Raw genomic sequence first — 24,213 nt, forward strand, 5'->3', positions numbered from 1 at the left:
AAACCTGATCTTGTTAAATACAACTTCCAGTTAATTTATGAGGGGATTTAGTATTAAATCCCAAAAGCGATAACAAATAGGGAAATATTGAATTCAGTAACTATATCTACCCTTGTGTTAATCATACAACAATTGTATTGGATATACAACAATATTGTGCCAATCCACTTTGCTTCAACACTAGGCCTAGTCGTTGTGGATGCTTAATTTTCTGTATTTTGTTGCAAAGGAATCCCTGGTTAAGCGGCAGCCATTTTTCGAATCGTTTCTATGACAGTATCAGCCTAATATCGGTTGGTCGCGGGAGTCGTGTAAGGACTTAATTGGTAATAAGCCGTGTTTCCAAATGGTTTAAAAGGTCTTGAAGCGGCTAATTTTGCCAATCCGTCGAGCCAACCTATTTAACAAAACAGTTCTTTTCTGCGTAAGCTTCTGCTTCTTTCAATTGTTTGCGTAAGTCTTTTGATTGCTGTGGGTCACGGAATATGCTTCCCGCTTCGCCGGGGGTGCTTTTTAGCATGGAAAAAGTTTTGGCGGCTTCATATTCGGTAAAAGTGAGCTTTTCGGCAATCTTGTCTATTTTGCACCCACAAGCGTATTGAGTTATGAAAGTGAGGCCACCATGCTGTGCTACGCAGTTTAAGACGTATTCGACCCGGTCACGAGTGGGATAATCGTTAGTTTTCACGGTTGGGATTTGCTCGGACGCTTTACCGGAAGCCTCCTGTTCGCTGGTTGAGGCGCAACCGACTATTGCGAATAGGGCGGCCAGAATAAGTAGGGATCTGTTGTGTGTTTTCATGAAGTCTATTTTTTCCTGTCCTGTTTGATAACGTACCTTTCTAAAATCGGTAGGTTTAGTTGAGAATCTCGTCGTTCCAGTGGGTTAATGCCGTGATGGTTTTTTAATAAGATAACAAAGGCTATTCTTCTGCCGCGAAATCGACCATCTTTTTTAGTACCTGATTCATTCTAACCGAAAATTCATTCAATGCCTTGTTGTCCGTGTCAGTCGGCAATAAATGAGATCTAATGACAGTCTTGCCTTGAAATTGGTAAGTGACCACATTACAGGGCATGTGCCTGATGGCCTGTGGTGACATCAACAGGATGGTCTTGGCTTCGGTTAAATTACAAAATTGGATGGTGTCGTATTCGGGGAAATTTTTCGTGCCACGGTCTCGGATAACTTTGCCAACGCGGCTGTGACCGGTTATCCTGAAATTGTTTTCTGCAATGGCGACTTCAAGTTCGGCTAATACCTCATCATAAGGTTTGCGCGTTTCTACTTCGTAGTAAGGTACAAATTCGCCGGGCGGTTGACTGGCGCAGCTTGTAATCCCTAATAGGATTGCGAAAATAAGGCAACGTGGATCCATGTAAGAACGATTCGTTTATACGGAAAGACAGAGATTAGCATTATGGCAAGACAAACAAAAGTCACCGGTGTTATCTTGGCAGGTGGACTTGCCCGACGGATGAACAATCAGGACAAAGGATTGATTCCTTTCAAAGGGCGAGTGATGGTGAGTTATGCTCTCGCTGAAATGAGCAAAGTCGCAGACCAGACAGTCGTCAATGCAAACCGAAATCTCCAGGAATACCAACAATTTGGCTTGCCCATAGTTAGCGATCAAACCGACCATTTTGATGGGCCTTTGGCTGGGATTTTAGCGGCGATGATATTCGCCAAAACGGACATATTGCTTGTCATGCCTTGCGATTCGCCGTTATTTAAGGCGAGCCATCTACAAAAATTGCTTTCAACACTCACCCAAAAAAATGCCGAAGTTGCCGTCGCTTTTGATGGTGAGCGTTTGCATCCCGTTTTTTTGGCGATAAAAACAAGTTTAAAGCCCAGTTTGCAAGATTATTTGCAAAGTGGCGGTCACAGGATGGACAACTGGTTGGAGCGCCAAAACATAGTCAAAGTAGATTTCTGCACTGAACCGGAGATTTTTACCAATATTAACACCCTCCTAGAACTGTCGGACTTAGAAGCCCAAGGTTAGGCCGGTTTTTTGATGATCCAAAGCATGGTTAAACATTTGCGTCCAAACTCGCCAAGTCAATCACAAAGCGATATTTAACATCGCTAAGCAACATGCGCTCATACGCCTCATTAATCTTTTGGATGGGGATAATTTCAATATCGGAGACGATATGATGCTCGGCGCAAAAGTCCAACATTTCCTGGGTTTCCTTAATGCCACCGATTAACGATCCGGCAATTTGGCGACGTTTGAAGATCAGGTTGCCGACGGACGGGGAAGGGTGGGGCTGGTCGGGAATGCCAACCAGGCAAAGTGTCCCATCGCGTTTAAGCAATTCGGTATAACTGTCCAGGTTGTGGACGGCGGCGACGGTATTCAGGATAAAATCAAAACTAAGCAGATGTTGTTGCATGGCATCCGTGTCTTTGGAAATGACGATCTCATGGGCGCCTAACCGCTTGGCATCGTCCACTTTGCTGGCTGAGCTAGTGAATAGCACGACATGCGCCCCCATGGCACGGGCGAGTTTAACGCCCATGTGCCCCAGCCCGCCTAAGCCGACAATACCGACTTTATCGCCTTTGCTTATTTGCCAATGCCTTAATGGTGAGTAAGTGGTGATGCCTGCACATAACAGTGGCGCGGCAGCGGCTGGATCGAGCTTGTCGGAAATACGCAACACAAAATGCTGATCAACGACAATTTGCGAAGAATAACCGCCGTAGGTATTGCCGCCGGAGATTTTATCCTCTGAGTTATAGGTGAAAGTCGGTGCATTGCAAAACTGTTCCAAGTTATCTTTACAATCTGGGCATACGCGGCAGGAATCCACTAGGCAGCCCACACCGACGGTTTGTCCAATGCTAAAGCCAGTCACGACATTTCCGATTGCCGTCACTGTGCCGATAATTTCATGGCCAGGAACCATGGGGAAACGTGAAAATCCCCATTCGTCACGGGTTTGATGGAGGTCGGAATGGCATACCCCGCAAAACAGGATTTTAATCTGGATGTCATTGGGGCCGGGATCTCGGCGTTCAAAACTGAACGGAGCCAAAGGTGTATGGGCATTTTGTGCAGCAAAACCGTGCGTTTTTAGCATGGGATACTCCTTCCTATAAGGGGGATTATGAAAGCAGTTTATCGTAAATTAAAAAAACGGATAATATAATAGCCATATCCCTTAATCAGACGAAGGCAAAAATGAGTTACAAATCCAGTTTGTTAAAAACAGCCATAAAATGGACACCCGATATGATGGTCAAGTGGGTAGCCAATATCCTGCTAAAGGGCATTGTAGAATTTACGGCGCTTAATTTTGACCTAGACGCGCGCAAAGCCCATGTGCAAGCCACGCTTTACGGCGAAACGGAACTGATTGAGGTTTGGATTGATGGATTTGCAATCATCAGCGAAGAAAATTCGCACAAATTAATCCTACAGCAAGCCCAATCCAATCGTCCGTGGTTGAGCAATTTGTTCTCCCGCATCGTCGGAAAAGAATGGAAAATTCCTAAAATACCGCAATTTCAGGCGCACATCGAGTTGATTGCCGAGTTGTTAAAACCCCAAAGTACCGGAGAGGCAGCGGGGCAAGAGGAATTAATCGATAGGGCCGAACAGTAAGTTAGATAGTGTCATAGCCTCGATGAAGTGTAATGGAATCGAGGGGTTCAAGCTTTCGCTTACCTCGATTGGGCTGCGGCACACCGTAATTTCCTGAAACTTTCATGCTCAACGGAAAAAATATTCCTGGATTTTATGGGCGCTTTTACCTTATCGGTATATCCCTACGCGTTTGGCCCGTATACAACTGCCTAGGCCGCCCGATTTTTTGGTCGGGGTCGGCAATCATTTCATCCCAGTGCGATACCCAGCCTACTGTGCGTCCCATCGCAAAGATGGCGGTGAACATTTTGCTGGGTATGCCCAAGGCATGCAAGACGATACCGGAGTAATAGTCGACATTGGGGTAGAGTTTTTTGGCGATGAAGTAGTCGTCTTCCAGCGCAATCCGCTCCAGTTCCAATGCCAGCTTGAACATCTTGTCATCATGCAAGCCCAGTTCGGTCAGGACTTCGTGGCAGGTTTCGCGCATCAATTTGGCGCGGGGGTCATGGTTTTTATAGACACGATGACCAAAACCCATCAACCGGAAGGGATCGTTTTTGTCTTTTGCCTTGTCGATGTATTGCCCAATGCGGGATACGTTGTCGATTTCCAGCAGCATATTCAATACCGCTTCATTGGCCCCACCATGTGCCGCGCCCCATAGGCAGGCAATGCCAGCAGTAATGCAGGCGAAAGGGTTGGCGCCGCTGGAACCCGCCAGGCGCACGGTGGATGTCGAGGCATTTTGCTCATGGTCGGCATGTAAAATTAATATTCTATCCAACGCCCGCACCAAGACCGGGTTCGGTTCGTATTCATCACACGGCGTAGCCAACATCATCCGCATGAAATTTTCGACATAATTCAACTTATTTTTCGGGTACATGAACGGCATGCCCGTGCTGTATTTATGGCACATGGCAACGATGGTCGGCACTTTGGCTATTAGGCGAACGGCACAGCCCTGACGATCCGCTTTAGAATGGATGTCCATCGCGTCGTGATAAAACGCGGATAGCGCACCGACCACGCCTACCATGATTGCCATCGGATGTGCATCACGGCGAAAGCCCCGAAAAAAAAGGTTTACTTGGTCATGCACCATCGTGTGCATGGTAATTTCATGTTCGAACGCTTTAATTTCTGTTTCGTTGGGTAGTTCGCTATTTAGCAAAAGGTAACAGACTTCCAGGAAAGTGCATTGCTCGGCGAGTTGTTCGATAGGATAGCCACGATACATCAGGATACCTGCCTCACCATCGATATAGGTAATTGCAGATCGGCAACTGGCAGTGGAAGTAAAACCAGGGTCAAAAGTAAACATGCCTGTTTGTTTATACAAACTTTGCACATCCAATACATCGGGTCCCGTACTGCCTGATAATACAGGCAATTCACATAAGGGCTTATTGTCGTCTGTCAATGTCAGGCTGCGGGGATCGGTCATGGAGTCACTCTCAGTCTTGGATGGGTTTTTAGATTACCATAATGCCCGAAAAAAGCTAAACCCGAATAGCGTCAGCAACCGCTTTTTGTGCCAGTTCGGTAACTTTTTCCCAATTTTTTTCGTTGACGACTGCTTGCGGTGCCAGCCAAGAGCCGCCGACACAAGCCACATTCGGTAACTGCAGGTACTCATTATAGTTTCCCGGTGAAATACCGCCAGTCGGACAAAAAGTGGCTTGCGGRAAAGGGCCTGTGATAGCTTTTAACATAGGGATTCCTCCCGCCGCTTCGGCAGGGAAAAACTTGAAATGGTCGAGCCCGTATTCCATACCCAGCATCAGTTCCGATAGGGTTGCAATGCCTGGAATTAGGGCAATGTTTCCCGCTTTTGCGGCATTTAACAGGGTGGGAGTAATGCCAGGACTGATCGCAAATACCGCGCCCGCTTCTTCTGCCGCCTGTAATTGTGCCGGATTGGCGATAGTGCCGACGCCGACGATGGCTTCTTTGACCTCTTGGCTAATCAACCGGATGGCTTCCAGTGCTATCGGCGTGCGCAAGGTAATTTCCAGGACTTTAATGCCGCCCGCCACCAATGCCCTGGCTAAAGGCACGGCATCGTCGAGGTTTTGGATCACCATGACCGGCATGACGGGGCAGGCGTTTAAGACTTCTTTGGGTTGGACTTTCCAGTTTTTTTGAGTCATCGTTCTACCCTAATTATTTGGTGGATTCAAGGATGGGTTAGCATCAGGACCGTTAAGTTTTGCATTTCCCCTTGAGGGAAAAGGCTAGATGAGGGTGAATTTAACAAGGCGTTTCCCTTGTGCTTATTCTCCTCGCCCCAAACCTCTCCAGCAGAGAGGCATTATTTGTAAGTTAATCGACTGCAAATAAGTTTGAAGCCCCCGTTTCGGCAGACGAAGCCCCCAACCGGAAACCGCCAAACATCTCGCGTCCCATGCCGTAGTGGTGGTTTTTGGCAGAATTAGGCCACGGCACACGGCTGTTGAATTCATCCTCATCAACCCGAACGTTGCAATCGCCCGTCTGCAAGTTCAAGGCGATGATGTCACCATTACGCACTTTTGCCAAGGGGCCGCCGACTTCGCATTCAGGACAAATATGGATGACAGACGGCACTTTACCCGATGCGCCCGACATTCGTCCATCAGTCACCAATGCTACCTTAAAGCCTCGATCCTGCAATACACCCAGTGGAGGTGTCAGCTTATGCAGCTCCGGCATCCCGTTGGATCGCGGACCCTGAAAGCGAATGACGGCAACTAAATCTTTTTCCAACTCGCCGCGCTTGAATGCGGACAGAAAATCTTCCTGGTCGTCGAATACCACGGCGGGTGCTTCTACAATCCGGTGGTCTTCGGAAACCGCCGACAGTTTGGATATGCCGCGTCCCAAATTGCCCTGCATCAAATGCAGGCCGCCGCCTGTTGCAAACGGCTGTGCAACCGTACTTAACACGTCTTCATCCAATGAAGCTGTAGGTACGGGTTCCCACACCAGTTTCCCGTCAATCAGCTTAGGTTCTTGTTTGTAATTGTTCATGCCGCACTTATCGGCAACGGTGAGGATATCCTCATGTAACAGGCCATTCTTCAACAGTTCCGCAATCAACACGCCCATGCCGCCCGCCGCCTGGAAATGGTTAACGTCGGCTGGGCCGTTGGGGTAGATTTTTGCGATCAGGGGGATGGCCTTAGATAAGCGGTCAAAATCATCCCAATTCAGGACAATCCCCGCTGCACGGGCAATTGCAATCAAGTGCATGGTATGGTTGGTTGAGCCGCCCGTCGCCAGCAAACCGATGACGGCATTGATGACGGCTTTCTCGTTGACCATGCGGGCGATAGGCCGGTAATCGTTACCCAATGCGGTGAACTTCAGCACCTGTTTTGCTGCCGCTTTGGTCAGTTCGTCGCGTAAAGGGGTGTAAGGGTTGATGAAAGAACTCCCTGGCAGGTGCAATCCCATGATTTCCATCATCATCTGGTTGCTATTTGCAGTGCCGTAAAAGGTGCAGGTGCCGGCACTGTGGTAAGAAGCCGATTCTGCTGCCAGCAATTCTTCCCGGCTAATTTTGCCGATGGCGTAAGCTTGACGTGCGCGGGCTTTTTCCTTATTGGTAATGCCGCTGGGCATGGGGCCAGCGGGGACAAAAACGGCAGGCAAATGGCCGAAGCTGAGGGCGCCGATTAACAAGCCCGGTACGATCTTGTCGCACACGCCAAGATATAAAGCGCCGTCGAACATGTTGTGGCTCATGCCGATGGCGGTGGTCATAGCGATCAAGTCGCGGCTGAACAGCGACAGTTCCATACCCGGCTGTCCTTGGGTGATGCCGTCGCACATGGCGGGCACGCCTCCCGCGACCTGGGCGACACCGCCCGCTTCCCTGATCGCCGCCTTGATTAAATCAGGCGCATCTTTATAAGGCTGGTGCGCCGACAACATATCGTTATAAGACGTGATGATCGCGATATTCGCTTTTTGGTTGCCTTTTAAGTCGGTTTTTTCGCTTTCACTGCACGCGGCGAAACCGTGGGCGAAATTACCGCAAGGCAGCCCTAATCGGTTGGGGCCTTGTTTGCCAATGCCATCGATATATTTAAGATAGGCCGAACGGGTAGGATCGCTGCGTTCAATGACTTCCTGGGTAACTTTTTCTATGACGGGGTGCATGGTTTATTTCTCTATTTTGATGTTCAAAATCTATATTTCGTAGGTTGGGTTAGGCGCACAAAACAAATTACGCTAAGATTCCTATCAGGTTAACCGTGCGCCGTAGCCCAACATTGGGCGGCAATTTAACCGCCAATTGTTGGGTTACAACGAGCCCAAAGGTCAGTGGTTGTTTTGTCAATGTTGCCATGCGCGTCTAACCCAACCTACAAAAATCACAATTATTCCTCCCAAGCCCTACCATCCCTCGCCAGCAGGGCAACCGAGGCAATCGGCCCCCACGTTCCAGCAGGGTAGGCTTTAGGCGATTCGTTGTAATGCTTCCAGGCATCTTGGATGGAGTCGATCCAGGTCCAGGCTTGTTCGATTTCTTCACGGCTGAGGAATAAGGTCGGGTTGCCGCGCATGGCTTCCAGCACCAGTTTTTCGTAGCCGCCGAAAATGCGGTTCTTTTTGAAGGCATCCGAGAAACTTAAGTCCAAGCGGGTTTTTTGCAGCTTGATATGCTCGTCAATCCCCGGAATCTTATTCAGCATTTCAATCTCCACGCCTTCATTGGGTTGCAGGTGAATAATCAGTTTGTTGGGTGGTAGGTCTCGGAAACTGTCCTTAAAGATATTGTGCGGCAACTGCTTGAAATACACAACAATTTCCGTACGTTTGCCCATCAGTCTCTTTCCGGTACGGAGGTAAAACGGCACGCTCGCCCAGCGCCAGTTGTCGATGTCCACCCGCAAGGCGACAAAGGTTTCTGCTTTGCTAACGACATTTGCGCCGTCTTCTTCAAGATAGCCCGGCACGGCCTGGCCTTTGATGAAGCCGCCGGTATATTGTCCGCGTACCGTTTTTTCGTCCACATTGCTGCTGGTTATGGGGCGTAAGGCCTTGAGTACTTTTATTTTTTCGCTGTGGATGCTCTTGGCTTCCAGGTTGACGGGCGGTTCCATTGCGATAAAGGTGAGGATCTGCAACAGGTGATTCTGCAACATGTCGCGCAATTGTCCGGTCTTGTCGAAATAATCCCAGCGCCCTTCAATGCCGACTTCTTCGGCCACCGTGATTTGGATATGGTCGATGGTGTTGTGATTCCAATTCGTCGTAAATATGGAGTTGGCAAAGCGCAATGCCAACAAATTCAGTACCGTCTCTTTGCCGAGGTAATGGTCGATGCGGAAGACTTGGTCCTCGCTGAACACGCTGGCGACGACATCATTGATTTCGATGGAAGATTCCAGGTCGTTTCCGATAGGTTTTTCCATCACCATACGCGATTCTTTAGTCAACACGCCGCATTTGGCGAGTCCCTGGCAAATATCCTTGAACAGGAACGGGGCGACCGCGAAATAGTTCACTAATACACGAGTTTTGTTGTCCGTCACCGTATTCAGGAGTCGGTATTCGTCCAGTCGGGTCAAGTCGATTTTTACATAGGAAAGCCGCGCCGAAAATCGTGCCCATACCGCATCTTGTACCGGTTCGCTGGAAAATTCTTGCAAGCTTTTACGGGCGGTTTCGACAAATTCCTCGTCATTTCCGTCATGACGGTCTATCCCGATGATGCGGGTGTCCGGTTCGATTAAGTTGGCGTTTTCAAGGCGGTATAAAGAAATCAGCAGCTTGCGGCGGGATAAGTCGCCTAATGCACCAAATATGACTAAGTCGCAGGGTTTGTAAGTTTTCTTGTCCTTCATTTATTAGTAGGGTCGAATGAATGGGGTTGAGCCAATGGCGGTTTAATCCCTTCTCCCGGGTGGGAGGCGGTTAGGTTGAGGAGGTATCCAAAAGAGATTCCCTTTTTTATTTTCCCCGCTCCCAACTCTCTTCCGCAAGGTGAGGGGGGTCTTGGCCTTGATATGCTGCAAAAACAGCGAGGCTATTATCTCAAAGTTTACTGTAAGTGGCACTGATTGTGGAAGCCGAGTATTTTTCTATCGATGCAAGATAAGCTCCATTACCAATTTGCTGCCAAAATAGGCCAAAAGCAAGGACAGGAATCCCAGTAAAGTCCATTTGATCGCCGTTTGCCCCCGCCAACCGTATAGGCTGCGGCCAATCAACAAACCGGAAAATATCAACCATGCGGCAATAGAAAAAATGGTTTTATGGGCAAGGTGTTGGGCGAAGATATCTTCCAAAAAAATAAAGCCGCTGGTTAGCGAAATGCTCAGGAAAAACACTCCCGCGCCGATCATTTGGAATAGCAGAGATTCCATGCTTTGTAACGGCGGCAGGGATTGAATATAACGCTTAGGCGGATGGCTTCTCAGTTGCTGGTTTTGGATGACCAGCAATACGGCTTGCACAGCGGCTATGTTCAACAGGCTGAATGCTATTATCGAACTCAGGATGTGGGTATTCATCTGCCAGTTATGCATGTCAAGTGAGCGTTGTTTTTCAGGGAAGCACAAATCCAGCGCCAGCATTAACGCAGTCAGTGGGAACAAGAAAATGCCAATGTTTTCGAAGGGCTTGCTGAGTGTGGCCAGAAGTAAAAGTAAGGCCACAATCAATGAAACCAGTGATGCCATACTAAAAAAACTAAAATTAAAGTTCGCATTTTGGTGGGTGATAAGCACAATGTATAAGCCGTGGAGGGCGCTTGCCCCCCAAGCAAAAGTGAGTGCAAGCCTTTTTGACTTATCCTGACCAATAACTTTCAGGTTTAGCGGTTTAAAAATCAAAATCGCGCTACTTAGGTAAGCAAAGATGGCGATATCGGCAAGTGGGTTGGCGTTCATCAATTTAATGTGCTGGGCATGGTGTAACGGGGAAACTGTGTCAATCTTCCGAATAGTTGGGGCGTTTGTTCATCTCGGTTATTCGTATAGCCACCGGATGTCATAGTCACGGCGGCTATGGTAATATACCGCATTTATTGCCCTGGCGCATTTTCGTCAGGAATGATTTCCCCAAAACAGTAAAGAACAAGACATGTTTGATAACTTAACCGACCGATTAACCAGTACCCTTAAAAAGATCAAAGGCCAAGGGCGGCTGACTGAAGATAACATCAAGGAAACCCTGCGCGAAGTGCGAATGGCCTTGCTTGAGGCCGATGTCGCCCTGCCGGTGGTCACGGACTTTATCGAGCACGTCAAGAATGGCGCGCTGGGCCAAGAGGTGCAGTCCAGCCTGTCGCCTGGCCAGGCGATGATCAAGCTCGTCCAAGCCGAACTTGTCAAAGTGATGGGCAATGCCAATGAGAAGCTTAATCTCAATGCCGTTCCGCCTGCGATTATCTTGATGGCGGGTTTGCAAGGGGCGGGCAAAACCACCACTGTTGCCAAATTAGGCCGCTGGCTGAAAGAAACCCAAAAGAAAAAAGTTGGCGTGGTGAGTGTGGACGTTTATCGACCTGCTGCTATCAAGCAATTGGAAACCTTGGCGAACAGCTTGTCCTTGGATTTTTTTGAGAGCGACGTTAGCCAAAATCCGGTTGATATAGCCCAAAGGGCAATTGATGCAGGCAAACGGAAATTCCTGGATGTCATCATCGTCGATACGGCGGGGCGTTTGCACGTCGATGAAGATATGATGGCTGAAATCAAGGCACTACATGCCGCCATCAAGCCGATAGAAACCCTATTCGTGGTCGATAGCATGACCGGACAGGATGCGGCAATCACTGCCAAAGCCTTTAATGACGCATTGCCGCTGACGGGCGTTATCCTGACCAAAGCCGATGGTGATGCGCGGGGCGGTGCGGCATTGTCGATTCGTCATATTACGGGCAAGCCGATCAAATTTATCGGTATGGGTGAGAAAATCGATGCCTTGGAGCCTTTCCATCCCGACCGGCTGGCTTCCCGAATTTTAGGCATGGGCGATATGCTTAGCCTGATCGAGGAGATGGAGCAGAAGGTCGATAAGGAAAAGGCCGAAAAATTTGCCAAGAAAATCCAGAAAGGGAAGGGATTTGATTTTAACGACTTTCTTGAGCAACTCCAACAAATGCAAAGTATGGGCGGCGTGGCTTCCATGCTGGATAAGTTGCCTGGTATCAACAGTGTACCTAAAGCTATGAAAGAACAGGTCAACGACAAGATGCTGGCACGACAGATTGCAGTGATCCAGTCTATGACCAAGCAGGAACGGCGTTATCCTGAATTGATTAAAGGCACTAGAAAACAACGTATTGCGGACGGTTGCGGGCAAGAACTGCACAATGTAAACCTGATTCTTAAGCAATTTCAGATGATGCAGAAAATGATGAAAAAGATGAAAGGTGGCAATATTGCCAATATGGTGCGCGGTATCAAAAACAATGTCCGGGGCATGCGGCGATAATGCCATGGCGCAAAAATGCGCTATTTTACGGTTAAGATAAAATTTTGTTCTTCACTTATTCGCTATTTCGCGTAGAATAGGTCGATTATTTTTGGCTAAATGCTTTGAGGACTTAAAAAGATGGTGACAATTCGTCTTTCCAGAGGTGGCGCAAAAAACCGCCCTTTTTATCATGTTGTCGTGACAGACAGCAGAAACGGACGCGATGGCCGTTATATTGAACGGATTGGCTTTTTCAATCCGGTTGCCCGTGGTAACGAAACAAAACTATCCTTGGATACCGAACGCGTGGTTTATTGGAAATCTAAGGGTGCGCAGCCTTCTGACCGAGTGGCAAAGCTAATTAAAGACGCACAAAAAGCGGCGGCGTAAGCCAGCTTGTTGAAAACAGGTTGTTGACGCAAGAACTTATCCAAGTCGGGAAAATTTCCGGCGTTTTTGGAGTAAAAGGTTGGGTGAAGGTGTTTTCCTATACCGAACCCAGGGATAACATCCTCAACTATAAAAAGTGGTTGCTAAAAAAAGGTGACCAAACATTATTAGTTAAGCCCATTGATGGACAAATTCAGGGAAAAGGCGTCATCGCCCAGATAGACGGTATCACCGACAGGGATGAGGCTGTTGCTTTGATGGGTTGGGATGTACATATTCGCCATGAAGATTTACCAGCCCCAGAAGAAGGCGAATATTACTGGACTGATTTGATCGGCCTGGATGTTGAAAACCTGGAAGGGTTTCAACTGGGTAAAGTGGACAGTTTGATTGAAACAGGTGCAAATGATGTGCTTGTTGTGAAAGGTGAGCGGGAATTGGCAGTGCCATTTCTACAAGGGCAGACAGTGAAATCCATTGATCTTGCCACGGGCAAGATGATAGTTGATTGGGACGCGGATTTTTAGCGTTCGCCATGCGATTTGATGTACTTACCCTATTTCCAGAAATGGTTGTTGGTGCTGCCAGGTACGGCATCGCGGGAAGGGCACAAGAACACGGCATTGTTGAGCTGTCAGTGTGGAATCCAAGGGATTATACGCACGATAAGCATCGGACAGTGGATGATCGGCCTTACGGTGGCGGTCCTGGAATGGTGATGAAATACCAGCCGTTGCATGATGCACTGATTGCTGCACAGAAAGCGGGCTCAGGTTCAACCAAAGTAGTGTACCTAAGCCCACAAGGCAAGCCGATTACCCAGGCCTTATTGTTTCAAGCGAGCAGGTTATCTCAGCTTATACTGGTTGCAGGTCGTTACGAAGGTGTGGATGAGCGCTTTGTCGATATGGATTGCGATGAAGAATGGTCAATAGGCGATTATGTCATTAGTGGAGGCGAGTTGGCTGCTTTGGTGGTTATAGATGCCATCACGCGATTGTTGCCCGGTGCGTTGGGTGATGAAGATTCCGCCCAGCAAGATTCGCATGTTGACGGCTTGCTGGATTACCCGCATTTTACAAGACCAGAACAGGTTGAAAATTGTACGGTGCCGGATGTGTTGTTGAGCGGCAACCACGCGGACATAAGCCGTTGGCGCATGAAACAGGCTTTAGGCAGGACATGGCAGAAGCGGCCTGACCTGCTGAATAAAAAAGAATTAACAGCAGAGCAGGAAATTTTGCTGAAAGAGTTTTTGAATCAAGGTTAATTGAATTAAACATAAGGTGTGGTAATGAGTAACATAATCGATCAATTGGAAAAAGAGCAGCTTAAGCAGATCCCTGATTTTGCACCCGGAGATACTGTGGTTGTGCAGGTCAAGGTTAAGGAGGGTGAGCGTGAACGGATTCAGGCGTTTGAGGGTATCGTTATCGCAAAGCGTAATCGCGGCTTGAATTCTGCGTTTACCGTACGAAAAATTTCCCACGGCACAGGCGTAGAGCGGGTATTCCAAACCCATAGCCCTATCATCAGCGAGATTCAGGTCAAGCGCCGGGGTGATGTCCGTCGGGCCAAGTTGTATTACTTGCGTGACCTTACCGGTAAGGCGGCCCGGATCAAGGAAAAACTGTAAGTCCATTTTTCTGGCTTTATTCCTAAAAAAGGCAGCTTAGGGTTGCCTTTTTTATGCCTGTAAGGAAGTGGACTCAAAACCCCGCCCTCAGGGATTGTGCATATCAATTTCGGCAAAATAACGAACCAGAAAATCCACAAACGTCGTCAATTTGGCGGGCATAAACCGCCGCTGTAAATAGGTCGCATAAATCGCTAACGTCGGAATGCGATGATCCTGCAATATTTCTACCAATTGGCCTTGGGCAAGATACGTTGCTACAGACAATTCCGGCGCTTGCGTAATACCCATTCCCAAAGCTGCGGCTTGGCATAATGCTCGGCCATTGTTCGAGGCGAGCCGCCAGCTTGTCTTTACTTTAACTTCTTCATTATCAACCCGATAAATCCAATAATCCTTATGCGGTGTGTCGGTATTGTAAAGACAATGGTGAAACTTTAATTCCTCAATAACCTTAGGTTCGCCATATTGCCGGATATATCCCGGAGAAGCGTAAGTGCATAAACGGGTTTCGGCGATTTTTCGTGCAACCACTCCTAAATCTAGCGTATCGGTGACCAAGATAGCCAGATCAATACTTCCCTCGCTCAAATTGACTTGGCTATTATGCAAGGTCATCATGATCTTTACGTCAGGATAGGCTTGTTGGTATGCGTCTATCGCAGGCACCATATATAAGCCACCAAAATCAATCGAAGCACTAACCCGTAGCGTCCCCTTTACATTGCGCCCTAGCTGAGAGGTGGATTCGTCGAGTTCGGAAAAATCATCCAATAATTGTTTACTGCGTTGATAATAGACTTCTCCGGCTTCGGTTAAGCTGATTTTACGGGTCGTTCGATTCAATAAGGCAACACCCAGCGACTCTTCCAATTGCGCGATGTACTTACTAATCATCATCGCAGACAAGTCCATTTCCCTGGCGACCGACGCAAAAGTCCCCAGCTCGACAATGCGGCAAAACACCTGCATATTATTTAACTTGTCCATACTGTAAACTTAAAATTTATATTCTATAAATATATTACACTATTCAAAACCCTGATTGATGAGTATACACTTTGGGTGGGAGATAGTTAATGCCGCTTGGTTTTTTCATGTAGTATGATTGAGTCAAGCGGCTTTTTATTGCCTATATAATAATAACGGAGCGAGACATGAGTAATATTCTTCATGAAGTACTGTCAGCGAACAGAGAATACGTCAATAATTTCGGCGACAAAGGCTCCCTAGCCCTGCCGCCGGCCAGAAGTTTTGCTATTTTGACCTGCATGGATGCGAGATTGGATCCCGCCAAATATGCCGGATTGTCAGAAGGCGATGCCCACGTTATCCGTAATGCGGGCGGTCGTGCCAGTGACGACGCGATCCGCTCGCTAGTCATTTCCTACAAACTGCTTGGTACAAGAGAGTGGTTTGTTATCCACCACACCAACTGCGGCATGGAACTATTCACCAATGAAATCATGGGTGATTTACTGTCAAAAAGCCTGAAAACAGCGTCCATCGACGAAAATGGCTGGCATGACTGCTGTGAAGGACCGGGTTGTGCCGAAGGCAAATACATCAACTGGCTAACCATCAAGACGCAGGAAGAAAGTGTCACCGAAGACGTTTGCCGCATCAGGTGTCATCCTTTAGTGCCAGGTGGCATCCCGATCTATGGCTATATCTACGACGTGACATCAGGCCGTTTGATAGAAGTGCCATCTGCGACTCAAGCGGGTAAGTGTTGTTGATTTTTTAAAGTGGCGTTGATTAAGTTTTAACGAACACCGAGAGACCCAGTTAGCTGGCAAATTGATTCCATTCGTGGTGAGCTTTGTCGAACCATGAACGGAATCAATTTTATTTAAGTCCACTTTCAAGCGATCAACTATTTGCAACCTTACTGATATTAGTTGTATTAGTTTAGGTTTGCATCATCTTGTTAATCCCTTTTAACTATTGATGACTAGCCCCACCAAGGCTGAGATTTTGCAATGCCTTTCTCTGAGCGTCTGAGTTTTTATGGCATCTTGTTGGATTGCAAATCCAAATACCTAATACAGTAAATCGCACCAATTTATGCTCAACATAAGGTGCAATACAAGAATCCAAGTCGAATGTGTTTTTTGCTGTGGCGCAATTCTCCGCGATATTGCCAACACAAAGGCTTTTTTGTGACTGAGTTTACGGATGCTTTTGTATATTTTCGCTATACTTCAATGCAACTAATAAAAAAGTTGTCTTGACCATTTAAAGCAAAACTTCAAAACCGAATGAATGATCAGAAAGAGACCATAATAACGCCCAACAAAACATTAGGCGGAGCAGGACGGGAATTCTGGGAATATAAGGACTTGCTCTATTTTCTGGCGTGGCGTGATTTTAAAGTACGTTATAAACAAACCGTTATTGGTGTGGCCTGGGCCGTTATAAAGCCGCTTTTGACGATGGTCGTTTTCACCATCGTGTTTGGGCGATTGGCGAAGCTCCCTGTAGAAGGTCAATCAGCCTACCCGGTTATGGTTTTTGCCGCGATGTTACCGTGGTATTTTTTTTCATCATCATTGCAAGAAAGTAGTTTGTCCATCGTGAACAATGCGCAGATGATCAGCAAAATTTACTTTCCGCGGATTATCATCCCCATCGCGCCCTTTTTTGTAAACTTGATTGATTTTGCAATTTCCTTCGTCATTTTGTTAGCCCTTATGGCTTGCTATCAAACACCATTAACCCTAAAGATTGTCTATTTGCCCTTATTTTTAATACTTTCAGTAGTTACTGCATTGGGCGTAAGTTTATGGATCGCCGCCCTTAACGCACAATACCGTGATTTCCGCTATATCGTGCCTTTTATCATTCAGATTGGTTTATATGTTTCGCCGATTGGCTTTAGCAGTACCATCATTCCTGAACAATGGCGATTGCTATATAACCTAAACCCAATGGTAGGTGTAATCGACGGCTTTCGTTGGTGCTTATTAGGCGAGGGGATCAATTTGTATATGCCTGGCTTAATCGTCTCAATCACGCTTTCGATCCTATTGCTTATCAGCGGTATCGCGTTTTTTAATCAACGCGAAAGAAAATTTGCGGACGTGTTATGACGGCAATTAAAGTCGAAAATGTCGGCAAATGCTATGTGATCGATCATCAAAAACAACAGAGCCGTTACCACTATGAAACTTTAGGTGGCGCAGTGGCGAATTGCGGAAAACGAGCCTTTAACTACTTGCGCCATCCCATATCCAGCTTCAACAATACGATTGTGCATGAAGATTTCTGGGCTTTAAAAGACATTAATTTTGAAATCAACCAAGGTGACAGGGTAGGCATCATTGGCCGCAACGGTGCTGGCAAATCGACATTACTGAAAATCCTGAGCCGTATCACCACACCCACAACAGGTCAAATCAGGATTAAAGGCCGAGTTTCCAGTTTGTTGGAGGTAGGTACGGGTTTTCACCCAGAACTGACCGGGCGGGAAAACATATTTCTCAATGGTGCTATCCTAGGCATGAAGCGGCAAGAAATAAAAGCCAAGTTTGATGAAATCGTCGCCTTTGCCGAAGTAGAAAAATTTCTGGATACACCAGTTAAACACTATTCATCAGGCATGTATGTACGTTTGGCTTTTGCGGTTGCCGCACATTTGGAACCGGAAATATTGATAGTGGATGAAGTGTTGGCGGTAGGGGACGCGCAGTTTCAGAAGAAGTGTTTAGGGAAGATGGATGAAGCTTCACATGATGGGCGCACTGTTTTGTTTGTTAGTCATAGTATGGGATCAATTGTTGCTCTTTGTAATGCTGCCTTATTTTTGCAGAATGGTTCAATAAGTTTTGCTGGGAACGTAAATGAAACAATCTTAAAATATAATCAAGATATACAAGAGTCTGAAAATCAGGATTTATCTGATTTCAAATTGGGTCGAAGAGGGCATCAATCTTTTGCAAAGTTTTTGCATATATCTACTTGGGATATATATGGCAATCCACAGGCAGTTTTTGCTATGGGTGATAGTGTGGTGATTAAACTAAGGTGTGAGTTTTTTTCATACATAAGTAAACCGATAATCGGTGTTATGCTTAGAAGCTTAACAGGTATATTAATTCATGATTTTCGTTCATCGTTTGATGGTTTTTTCATGAATATAGAAGCAGGTGTACACGAGTTCGAAATTACGGTTTCATCTATAAAAGTATATCCAGGAAACTATACATTAGGGCCTTGGATACAGAGTCAGGTTGGCGTGAGTTCTGACGATTATATTTCATCGGCAATAAAAATATCAATTGTTGACCATAGAAAGGTTGGGTATCTAGGATCACAGTTCGAAGTTATATCTAAAGAAGGTTCAGAAGTATATATTCCTTGTAGTTGGCGTTTGCAATGAAAATTGACTTTATTGCTCATCATAATATTCAGTTCCAATCAATTGGCGATATTTGTTCTATTTTATCGAAAAAATATGATTGTAATGCTTTAATTGGACAAGCCTCAAAACCATCAGGAGCTGAAGTTGGAATTATGTTAGATCATTCTGTATTTCAGCCTTCCGTAAATAAAAAAAACTATCAATATCTGATTCATATGAGTCATGATTTGGCCGATTTAGAAGTCTATTCGAATGAGAAAAATTATCTGAAATATTATAATTTAATATTAGTGCCAGGAAAGGCACATAAAGGCGAGGCTAAAAAATCGCTGCCTAGAGTTCACATATTACCTATTGGGTGGCCTAAGCTTGGCAAAATATTAAGTTCAGGTGTTACTCAAAGAAATACTGAAAAGGCAATTATATATGCGCCTAGTTTCATAGGTAATCGGGAGTGGGTTGAATTATTGCCAATACTTGTCAATACTGGTTATAAGGTTTTGATAAAAAATCATGTTTATTATGATTATGAGAATGGCCTCGAACCGCCAAAAGGGTCGGAAATTGAATATCAAGAATCAATAAAATCTCTTATTGAAATGGAGGATTATTTAAAAAAATGTAATTTCAAAAATGTCGAATATATTGATAGGCGTTCCAATTTGTGTGATATATTTTTTCGGGCACAGTTACTCATTACTGATTCATCTTCTGCTAGTATAGAATTTTTGCCATTTGGGTGTTCCATTGAAACCGGTCGATTTGCAGATCCATCTGTATCAGCAAAGCCTCAAAGTTCAATTTTTTGTAAAGAGATTAAATTTATGCCATTCCCTGAGCTAAAGAAGATTTTATGTGATTACGCTCAATTAGAAGGGTTCTTTGAAAGAAAATTGCCAAAAGATATCAGTATCAATAATCAGTTTATTTATGAGCCGCCTATCGATTCTTCTAGCTATGCGGCATCAATAATAGATATGTTCATTCAAGAATGGCTGGCAAGGAAAAATATTGGTTTTTCTGGTGTGAGTTTATTTAAAAAGGTATTGGGATGGTAACTGCTTATATTGGTATGACTGTTGATATATTGCATCATGGGCATGTAAATATCATAGAAAAGGCTCGGGAGTATGGTGATGTTATCGTTGGCTTGCTCACAGATTCAGCTGTAGCAGATCATAAACGATTGCCTTATCTGACTTACGAACACCGCAAGAAAATTATTGAAAATATTAGTGGTGTTACTCAAGTTGTGCCTCAAGAAGAGTGGGATTATGTTTCAAATATAAAGAAGTACCGTCCTGATTATATGGTACATGGAACTGACTGGCTTGAGGGGCCGTTGGCACCATTGCGCGTTCGAGCAATTTCCGCCCTAAATGAGTACGGTGGGCGGTTGATAGAAATTCCTTATACAGATGGGGTTTCTTCAAATGAGATGGCGAGTCAGCTTCGGGCATTGGGGACTACACCAGATATTCGTAGAAAAACATTAAAAAGGCTTATTGCTGCCAAGCCAATATCCCGCTTCATAGAGGCCCACAATCCCATATCCGCCTTAATCGCAGAGCATGCGCATGTAGATGTTGATGGCAAAGTCCGGCAGTTTGATGGTTTTTGGTCAAGTTCATTAACCGACTCCGCCGCCCGCGGCAAGCCAGACATTGAGGCGCTCGAAATTAATAGCAGGCTTCAAAACATTAATGACATTTTCGATGTCACTACAAAACCCTTGATTATGGATGCCGATACAGGAGGGAAAATCCAGCATTTTGAATTGAATGTTCGCACCATGGAGCGTTTGGGGATATCGGCTACAATCATTGAAGATAAAACGGGACTCAAGAAAAACTCACTTTTTGGAAATGATGTGGTTCAAACACAAGAAGATGTCGATGTTTTCTGTGACAAAATTCGTGCAGGACGGGCAGCTCGAGTAAGTGATGATTTTATGATCATAGCTCGAATAGAGAGCCTCATTCTTGATAAAGGTATGGGAGACGCCATTGAACGTGCTCTAGCATATGCTGATTCTGGCGTTGATGGAATAATGATCCATAGCCGCAAAAAAACTCCTGACGAGGTTTTTGAGTTTTCCAGAATCTTTAGGCAGAATTTTCCTCATCTCCCTTTGGTATGTGTACCCACAAGCTATAATGAGGTTAAGGAGCATGAATTAGCAAATCATGGGTTTAATGTTGTGATATATGCAAACCATTTATTGCGTTCAGCTTATCCGGCTATGAAACAAGTAGCGCACGAAATTTTAAGAAATGGTCGATCTGCTGAAGTTGAGCATGAGTTGTTGAGTATCAACGAGGTAATAGAACTTATTCCAGGATCAAAATAATGATTGATCCTGAGGACTTTCTTGACTCACTTAAAAAGTCGGATATCAGGTTTGTAACAGGCGTGCCAGATTCATTGCTTAAAGATGTTTGTGCATGTATTACTGATAATTTACCTCCGACGCGTCATGTTATCGCAACCAATGAAGGTTCTGCTATTGGTTTGGCTATCGGGCAATATCTTGTTAGTGGACGCCCTTCGCTCGTATATCTACAAAATTCAGGATTAGGAAATATTGTTAACCCTATTGCTTCGTTAGCCGATCCGGAAGTGTACGGTATCCCTATGTTGTTAATGATTGGTTGGAGAGGGGAAGTCTTATCTCAAGGTGAGCAGATACATGACGAACCGCAACATGTGAAACAGGGGAAAATTACTGTAGGACAACTTGATGTCCTCGATATTCCCTATCGTATTTTCGATAAAGAAACCAATGTCCTGAATACCGTAGAAGAACTTACTGATTTAGCATTGGCAAGATCTGGTCCGGTTGCGATGTTAGTTCGTAAACACACATTTTCAGCTTTCAAGTTAAGGGATTCGCGCAATGAACAACATCTTCTAACGCGAGAATCTGCAATCCAATTCATAATAGCTTGTTTGCCGGAAAGTTTGCCAGTGGTTGCTACAACGGGAATGGCCTCCAGAGAGCTTTTTGAACTTCGTAAAGCTGCTGTGAGTGGATATCAGCGAGATTTCTTAACAGTGGGTGGTATGGGGCATGCCTCACAGATTGCTACGGGCATTGCACTCGCTCGATCAGGGAAAAAAGTGGTTTGCATTGATGGTGATGGGGCAATGCTAATGCATATGGGTTGCCTAATTATAAGTGCAGGTTGTCCTAATATATTGCATATTGTTATCAACAATGGGGCGCATGATTCAGTGGGGGGGCAGCCAACGTTGGCCTTGGGTTTGGAATTGAAAAATATTGCAGACAGTTGTGGTTATGGTTTGGCAATAAGCACTAGCACTGAGGAAGAAATAAAAAATGCAATTGAAGTAATGTTGGACGCTAATTGTAGCTGTTTTCTGGAAATAATATGCAAGCGCGGTTCTAGGGCGGATCTTGGTCGTCCCGATCGTAAACCGTCGGTTAATAAGTCAGAATTTATGAGTTTCCTTAAAGGTGGTCTTGGTGATTAATGCAGATCATTCTATAGAGTGGCTTGTTCAAAAAAAGAATCAGGAAAAACTTCTATTTACCCCAGGGCCAGCTAGCTTATTGTCGGAAAATTTAACAGGTCTGCGCCCATGTTTTGGTCGTGGTGATATTGACTACAATCAAGTAGAAGAACAAGTCCTGGAGAGTTTAAAAGCAATGACGGGGCATCGATACATTGCGCGAATGCAAGGTTCTGCAAGTTTGGCTCTTGAAGTGTCAGCCTTGAATTTTCTATATGGTCGAGTGCTTATTATTTCAACCGGATATTATTCGGATCGACTTAAATGGCTTGCAGAATCCGCTCATCGCCGGGTTTGTGTAATAAACGAAGTTGCCAGCGTGAATTGGCATGAGATGGATAATGTTATTGGCCATTTTGACTGGTTGGTTGCGTGTTCAACAGAAACCAGTTCTGGATTGAAATTGTCCATTACCTTATTAAGCAGTATAGCTAAACGATTAGGTGCCCGTTTGATGCTAGATGCGACTGCTTCAATTGGATTGGAAGATGATCATGATTTGGCAGATGTGATTGGATATAGTTCTTGCAAAGGACTTTTTGGACTTACGGGTGCATCTTTTATAGCTTTCAATGATTTTCCTATTCAAGAAGTAGATTCCTTTTACTTAAATTTGTCTACCCATTTAGAAAAAAGAATGACGGGGCCATATCATGCGCTCGCTTCGTTGGTTGATGTGTTACCCAATCATGATGACTTTAAGTTTGCAGTCGAGGAAAATAAGACTCGATTTATTCGAAAAATGTCGAATTGGCTAACAGTATCAGCAGAATATCAACCCAAAATATGTACTCACGTCAACTGTAACATCACGTCTAAAGATCCGAGGGCTGTTCTTTATTTCTCACGAGGAGGGATGGGTGGGAGTATAGTTTGTCATTTGGGAGAGATTCATCTGAAACGTCAGGCTAAGGGGGATATTCAGGATGTACTTGAAATAGCTGAAATTGGGAGCTAAAAATCACACATGAACAATCCTAGTAAAAGAATTATGGTCGATATGTCTGCCACCCTGATCCACCATGGACATATACGTTTACTAAAAGCTGCCAAAGAGCTTGGAACAGTGATTGTTGCTTTGACAATCGACGATGAAATACGCATAAAGAAAGGCTATTTGCCTGAACTCAATTTTTCAGAGCGGAGGGAGATTTTAGAGTCCGTAAAATACGTTGACGAAGTGGTTTCTTGTAACTGGTTGATAGATGAGGCATTCCTCGACTTGCACCGTATAGATCTGTTAGTTCATGGTCATGACAACAGCAATCCTATTAGGCAAGAGCGGTTGCTTATTTTATCTCGCACAGAAGGCATAAGCAGTAATTTGCTTCGTAGCCGTGTTCTTAAATCAGTTGCCGACATATTGGAGTCAAGTGGGCAATGAGCACACAGAATTGGCAAGAAATATGGAACAGAAGGGCATACGATCTCGGCAGTACATTGGACTTAGGGGCTTTAATAAAATTGGATGGTTTTGATGTCGGAGCTGGACGTATTGAGGTAAGTGACTGGCAGGCATACGTTGGAATTATCTCAAATAAATTAGGAATCAGCGATGGAGCGACTGTATACGAAATCGGATGTGGAGCAGGCGCTTTTTTATACGCATTATGTCAACGCCATAACCTGACTGTTGGTGGCCTCGACTATTCAAAGGCACTAATTTCTGCTGCAACCCGCGCCTTGCCAGATGGCGAATTTAACATTGCTGCGGCAAAATCTGTGGGTACAAGTACCACTTATGATTTTGTCATGTCCAATGGTGTGTTTCATTATTTCTCTCAAGAATATGCCGCTGAGGTTTTGGCACGAATGATAAAAAAAGCAAGAATTGCCGTAGCTGTATTGGAAGTTCCTGATTTAGAGACTAAGCAAGAATCTGAAGCTTTTCGCAGAGACAAACTGACTCAAGAAGAATATGAGAAGAAATATGCAGGACTTGAACACACTTATTACGAACGGGATTGGTTTAAGACACAGGCAATAGAAAATGGCTGTGACTACGAAATATTTGATGGTTGTGTGCCAAATTATGCGCAAAACCCATATCGATTTGGGGTTATATTAAAAAAATCTCATAGTGCGAAATGCACCAAAAGCTCATTGCTCAAGGCAGCGAAAGGCAGTGATGAATAATTGGAGGGTTTATTTCAAAATTAAGCCACTAAATAACGAGAAAGGTATATTTGGAGGCTGCCACATAAAAAAACTTGGACAGAAGAGATGTTGAAAATGTCGAGTTGTGACTGCCATGGAGAGGTATATATAAG

Annotated in this window: 27 protein-coding genes; 16 read left to right on the forward strand and 11 right to left on the reverse strand. The window is 45.3% G+C overall.

What is annotated here, in order from left to right; translation table 11 throughout:
* Positions 1-397 precede the first annotated feature (397 nt).
* Together MGMO_RS00290 and MGMO_RS00295 are read right to left on the reverse strand one after the other, a co-directional pair.
* Positions 398-802, reverse strand: a complete 405-nt coding sequence (locus tag MGMO_RS00290) for a hypothetical protein (RefSeq protein ID WP_023493000.1) — start codon at positions 800-802, stop codon at positions 398-400.
* Positions 803-923: 121 nt separating this feature from the next.
* Positions 924-1,379 carry a DUF302 domain-containing protein gene (locus MGMO_RS00295; RefSeq protein WP_023493001.1) on the reverse strand — a complete coding sequence of 152 codons (456 nt, stop codon included), beginning with the start codon at positions 1,377-1,379 and terminating at the stop codon, positions 924-926.
* A gap of 42 nt (positions 1,380-1,421) precedes the next feature.
* On the opposite strand from MGMO_RS00295, the gene mobA reads away from it, so the two are divergent.
* On the forward strand, positions 1,422-2,012 hold the full coding sequence (gene mobA / locus MGMO_RS00300; RefSeq protein WP_023493002.1) for a molybdenum cofactor guanylyltransferase MobA: 591 nt from the start codon (positions 1,422-1,424) through the stop codon (positions 2,010-2,012).
* Between the two features lie 28 nt (positions 2,013-2,040).
* On the opposite strand, the gene MGMO_RS00305 is transcribed toward mobA, so the two are convergent.
* Positions 2,041-3,096 carry an NAD(P)-dependent alcohol dehydrogenase gene (locus MGMO_RS00305; RefSeq protein WP_023493003.1) on the reverse strand — a complete coding sequence of 352 codons (1,056 nt, stop codon included), beginning with the start codon at positions 3,094-3,096 and terminating at the stop codon, positions 2,041-2,043.
* A gap of 101 nt (positions 3,097-3,197) precedes the next feature.
* Between MGMO_RS00305 and MGMO_RS00310 the strand changes: the two genes are divergently transcribed.
* The gene (locus MGMO_RS00310) at positions 3,198-3,620 is read left to right on the forward strand and encodes a hypothetical protein (protein WP_023493004.1); all 423 of its coding nucleotides are present in this window, start codon (positions 3,198-3,200) and stop codon (positions 3,618-3,620) included.
* Between the two features lie 145 nt (positions 3,621-3,765).
* On the opposite strand, the gene gltA is transcribed toward MGMO_RS00310, so the two are convergent.
* From gltA to MGMO_RS20795, 7 genes are all read right to left on the reverse strand, one after another.
* Positions 3,766-5,052 (reverse strand): citrate synthase, encoded by a 1,287-nt coding sequence (gene gltA / locus MGMO_RS00315; RefSeq protein WP_023493005.1) that lies wholly within the window; start codon positions 5,050-5,052, stop codon positions 3,766-3,768.
* 55 nt (positions 5,053-5,107) lie between these two features.
* Positions 5,108-5,758 carry a bifunctional 4-hydroxy-2-oxoglutarate aldolase/2-dehydro-3-deoxy-phosphogluconate aldolase gene (locus MGMO_RS00320; RefSeq protein ID WP_023493006.1) on the reverse strand — a complete coding sequence of 217 codons (651 nt, stop codon included), beginning with the start codon at positions 5,756-5,758 and terminating at the stop codon, positions 5,108-5,110.
* A gap of 172 nt (positions 5,759-5,930) precedes the next feature.
* Positions 5,931-7,751 carry a phosphogluconate dehydratase gene (gene edd / locus MGMO_RS00325; RefSeq protein ID WP_023493007.1) on the reverse strand — a complete coding sequence of 607 codons (1,821 nt, stop codon included), beginning with the start codon at positions 7,749-7,751 and terminating at the stop codon, positions 5,931-5,933.
* 67 nt (positions 7,752-7,818) lie between these two features.
* Positions 7,819-7,941: a hypothetical protein gene (locus MGMO_RS20790; RefSeq protein WP_268768260.1), complete on the reverse strand. Its 123-nt coding sequence runs from the start codon at positions 7,939-7,941 to the stop codon at positions 7,819-7,821.
* A 31-nt stretch (positions 7,942-7,972) separates the two neighbouring features.
* Positions 7,973-9,442, reverse strand: a complete 1,470-nt coding sequence (zwf, locus tag MGMO_RS00330; RefSeq protein ID WP_023493008.1) for a glucose-6-phosphate dehydrogenase — start codon at positions 9,440-9,442, stop codon at positions 7,973-7,975.
* A 237-nt stretch (positions 9,443-9,679) separates the two neighbouring features.
* Positions 9,680-10,489, reverse strand: a complete 810-nt coding sequence (locus MGMO_RS00335; RefSeq protein ID WP_023493009.1) for a cytochrome C assembly family protein — start codon at positions 10,487-10,489, stop codon at positions 9,680-9,682.
* Positions 10,489-10,623: a hypothetical protein gene (locus tag MGMO_RS20795; RefSeq protein WP_268768261.1), complete on the reverse strand. Its 135-nt coding sequence runs from the start codon at positions 10,621-10,623 to the stop codon at positions 10,489-10,491. The genes MGMO_RS00335 and MGMO_RS20795 overlap by 1 nt, the downstream gene beginning before the upstream one ends.
* Before the next feature lie 59 nt (positions 10,624-10,682).
* Here MGMO_RS20795 and ffh point away from each other — a divergent pair, with 59 nt between their 5' ends.
* From ffh to rplS, 5 genes are all read left to right on the forward strand, one after another.
* Positions 10,683-12,038 (forward strand): signal recognition particle protein, encoded by a 1,356-nt coding sequence (ffh, locus tag MGMO_RS00340; protein WP_023493010.1) that lies wholly within the window; start codon positions 10,683-10,685, stop codon positions 12,036-12,038.
* Between the two features lie 120 nt (positions 12,039-12,158).
* Complete coding sequence (rpsP, locus tag MGMO_RS00345) at positions 12,159-12,410, forward strand: 30S ribosomal protein S16 (protein WP_023493011.1); 252 nt, start codon at positions 12,159-12,161, stop codon at positions 12,408-12,410.
* A 20-nt stretch (positions 12,411-12,430) separates the two neighbouring features.
* Entirely contained in the window at positions 12,431-12,937 is a 507-nt protein-coding gene (gene rimM, locus MGMO_RS00350; protein ID WP_036306327.1) for a ribosome maturation factor RimM, read from the forward strand.
* A gap of 8 nt (positions 12,938-12,945) precedes the next feature.
* Positions 12,946-13,680, forward strand: a complete 735-nt coding sequence (gene trmD / locus MGMO_RS00355; protein WP_023493013.1) for a tRNA (guanosine(37)-N1)-methyltransferase TrmD — start codon at positions 12,946-12,948, stop codon at positions 13,678-13,680.
* A gap of 24 nt (positions 13,681-13,704) precedes the next feature.
* A complete protein-coding gene (gene rplS, locus MGMO_RS00360) occupies positions 13,705-14,046 on the forward strand; it encodes a 50S ribosomal protein L19 (RefSeq protein WP_023493014.1) in 342 nt (113 codons plus the stop codon).
* A gap of 87 nt (positions 14,047-14,133) precedes the next feature.
* Here the strand turns inward: rplS and MGMO_RS00365 are convergent, their stop codons facing one another.
* Positions 14,134-15,036 carry a LysR family transcriptional regulator gene (locus MGMO_RS00365; RefSeq protein ID WP_023493015.1) on the reverse strand — a complete coding sequence of 301 codons (903 nt, stop codon included), beginning with the start codon at positions 15,034-15,036 and terminating at the stop codon, positions 14,134-14,136.
* 167 nt (positions 15,037-15,203) lie between these two features.
* On the opposite strand from MGMO_RS00365, the gene MGMO_RS00370 reads away from it, so the two are divergent.
* The 9 genes from MGMO_RS00370 to MGMO_RS00410 all read left to right on the forward strand — a co-directional run bounded on the left by MGMO_RS00370 (position 15,204) and on the right by MGMO_RS00410 (position 24,079).
* Entirely contained in the window at positions 15,204-15,785 is a 582-nt protein-coding gene (locus tag MGMO_RS00370) for a beta-class carbonic anhydrase (RefSeq protein WP_023493016.1), read from the forward strand.
* 522 nt (positions 15,786-16,307) lie between these two features.
* On the forward strand, positions 16,308-17,138 hold the full coding sequence (locus MGMO_RS00375) for an ABC transporter permease (protein WP_023493017.1): 831 nt from the start codon (positions 16,308-16,310) through the stop codon (positions 17,136-17,138).
* The gene (locus MGMO_RS00380; protein WP_023493018.1) at positions 17,135-18,427 is read left to right on the forward strand and encodes an ABC transporter ATP-binding protein; all 1,293 of its coding nucleotides are present in this window, start codon (positions 17,135-17,137) and stop codon (positions 18,425-18,427) included. The genes MGMO_RS00375 and MGMO_RS00380 overlap by 4 nt, the downstream gene beginning before the upstream one ends.
* Positions 18,424-19,467 carry a hypothetical protein gene (locus tag MGMO_RS00385; RefSeq protein WP_023493019.1) on the forward strand — a complete coding sequence of 348 codons (1,044 nt, stop codon included), beginning with the start codon at positions 18,424-18,426 and terminating at the stop codon, positions 19,465-19,467. The genes MGMO_RS00380 and MGMO_RS00385 overlap by 4 nt, the downstream gene beginning before the upstream one ends.
* Positions 19,461-20,759: a phosphoenolpyruvate mutase gene (gene aepX / locus MGMO_RS00390; protein WP_023493020.1), complete on the forward strand. Its 1,299-nt coding sequence runs from the start codon at positions 19,461-19,463 to the stop codon at positions 20,757-20,759. Before MGMO_RS00385 ends, aepX begins: the two co-directional genes overlap by 7 nt.
* The gene (aepY, locus tag MGMO_RS00395) at positions 20,759-21,904 is read left to right on the forward strand and encodes a phosphonopyruvate decarboxylase (protein WP_023493021.1); all 1,146 of its coding nucleotides are present in this window, start codon (positions 20,759-20,761) and stop codon (positions 21,902-21,904) included. The genes aepX and aepY overlap by 1 nt, the downstream gene beginning before the upstream one ends.
* Entirely contained in the window at positions 21,897-22,901 is a 1,005-nt protein-coding gene (locus MGMO_RS00400) for a hypothetical protein (RefSeq protein WP_023493022.1), read from the forward strand. The genes aepY and MGMO_RS00400 overlap by 8 nt, the downstream gene beginning before the upstream one ends.
* A 9-nt stretch (positions 22,902-22,910) precedes the next feature.
* Positions 22,911-23,327, forward strand: a complete 417-nt coding sequence (locus tag MGMO_RS00405) for an adenylyltransferase/cytidyltransferase family protein (RefSeq protein WP_036306330.1) — start codon at positions 22,911-22,913, stop codon at positions 23,325-23,327.
* Complete coding sequence (locus MGMO_RS00410; protein ID WP_023493024.1) at positions 23,324-24,079, forward strand: class I SAM-dependent methyltransferase; 756 nt, start codon at positions 23,324-23,326, stop codon at positions 24,077-24,079. Before MGMO_RS00405 ends, MGMO_RS00410 begins: the two co-directional genes overlap by 4 nt.
* Positions 24,080-24,213: the final 134 nt, after the last annotated feature.

Origin of the sequence: Methyloglobulus morosus KoM1 (assembly GCF_000496735.2) — a bacterium.
Lineage (GTDB): Bacteria > Pseudomonadota > Gammaproteobacteria > Methylococcales > Methylomonadaceae > Methyloglobulus > Methyloglobulus morosus.

Bases quoted from the DNA above. Each gene is read 5' to 3' on its own strand.
- MGMO_RS00290 (WP_023493000.1), bottom strand. From the start codon at position 802: ATGAAAACACACAACAGATCCCTACTTATTCTGGCCGCCCTATTCGCA.
- MGMO_RS00295 (WP_023493001.1), bottom strand. From the start codon at position 1,379: ATGGATCCACGTTGCCTTATTTTCGCAATCCTATTAGGGATTACAAGC.
- mobA (WP_023493002.1), top strand. From the start codon at position 1,422: ATGGCAAGACAAACAAAAGTCACCGGTGTTATCTTGGCAGGTGGACTT.
- MGMO_RS00305 (WP_023493003.1), bottom strand. From the start codon at position 3,096: ATGCTAAAAACGCACGGTTTTGCTGCACAAAATGCCCATACACCTTTG.
- MGMO_RS00310 (WP_023493004.1), top strand. From the start codon at position 3,198: ATGAGTTACAAATCCAGTTTGTTAAAAACAGCCATAAAATGGACACCC.
- gltA (WP_023493005.1), bottom strand. From the start codon at position 5,052: ATGACCGATCCCCGCAGCCTGACATTGACAGACGACAATAAGCCCTTA.
- edd (WP_023493007.1), bottom strand. From the start codon at position 7,751: ATGCACCCCGTCATAGAAAAAGTTACCCAGGAAGTCATTGAACGCAGC.
- MGMO_RS20790 (WP_268768260.1), bottom strand. From the start codon at position 7,941: ATGGCAACATTGACAAAACAACCACTGACCTTTGGGCTCGTTGTAACC.
- zwf (WP_023493008.1), bottom strand. From the start codon at position 9,442: ATGAAGGACAAGAAAACTTACAAACCCTGCGACTTAGTCATATTTGGT.
- MGMO_RS00335 (WP_023493009.1), bottom strand. From the start codon at position 10,489: ATGAACGCCAACCCACTTGCCGATATCGCCATCTTTGCTTACCTAAGT.
- MGMO_RS20795 (WP_268768261.1), bottom strand. From the start codon at position 10,623: ATGCGGTATATTACCATAGCCGCCGTGACTATGACATCCGGTGGCTAT.
- ffh (WP_023493010.1), top strand. From the start codon at position 10,683: ATGTTTGATAACTTAACCGACCGATTAACCAGTACCCTTAAAAAGATC.
- rpsP (WP_023493011.1), top strand. From the start codon at position 12,159: ATGGTGACAATTCGTCTTTCCAGAGGTGGCGCAAAAAACCGCCCTTTT.
- trmD (WP_023493013.1), top strand. From the start codon at position 12,946: ATGCGATTTGATGTACTTACCCTATTTCCAGAAATGGTTGTTGGTGCT.
- rplS (WP_023493014.1), top strand. From the start codon at position 13,705: ATGAGTAACATAATCGATCAATTGGAAAAAGAGCAGCTTAAGCAGATC.
- MGMO_RS00365 (WP_023493015.1), bottom strand. From the start codon at position 15,036: ATGGACAAGTTAAATAATATGCAGGTGTTTTGCCGCATTGTCGAGCTG.
- MGMO_RS00370 (WP_023493016.1), top strand. From the start codon at position 15,204: ATGAGTAATATTCTTCATGAAGTACTGTCAGCGAACAGAGAATACGTC.
- MGMO_RS00375 (WP_023493017.1), top strand. From the start codon at position 16,308: ATGAATGATCAGAAAGAGACCATAATAACGCCCAACAAAACATTAGGC.
- MGMO_RS00380 (WP_023493018.1), top strand. From the start codon at position 17,135: ATGACGGCAATTAAAGTCGAAAATGTCGGCAAATGCTATGTGATCGAT.
- MGMO_RS00385 (WP_023493019.1), top strand. From the start codon at position 18,424: ATGAAAATTGACTTTATTGCTCATCATAATATTCAGTTCCAATCAATT.
- aepX (WP_023493020.1), top strand. From the start codon at position 19,461: ATGGTAACTGCTTATATTGGTATGACTGTTGATATATTGCATCATGGG.
- aepY (WP_023493021.1), top strand. From the start codon at position 20,759: ATGATTGATCCTGAGGACTTTCTTGACTCACTTAAAAAGTCGGATATC.
- MGMO_RS00405 (WP_036306330.1), top strand. From the start codon at position 22,911: ATGAACAATCCTAGTAAAAGAATTATGGTCGATATGTCTGCCACCCTG.
- MGMO_RS00410 (WP_023493024.1), top strand. From the start codon at position 23,324: ATGAGCACACAGAATTGGCAAGAAATATGGAACAGAAGGGCATACGAT.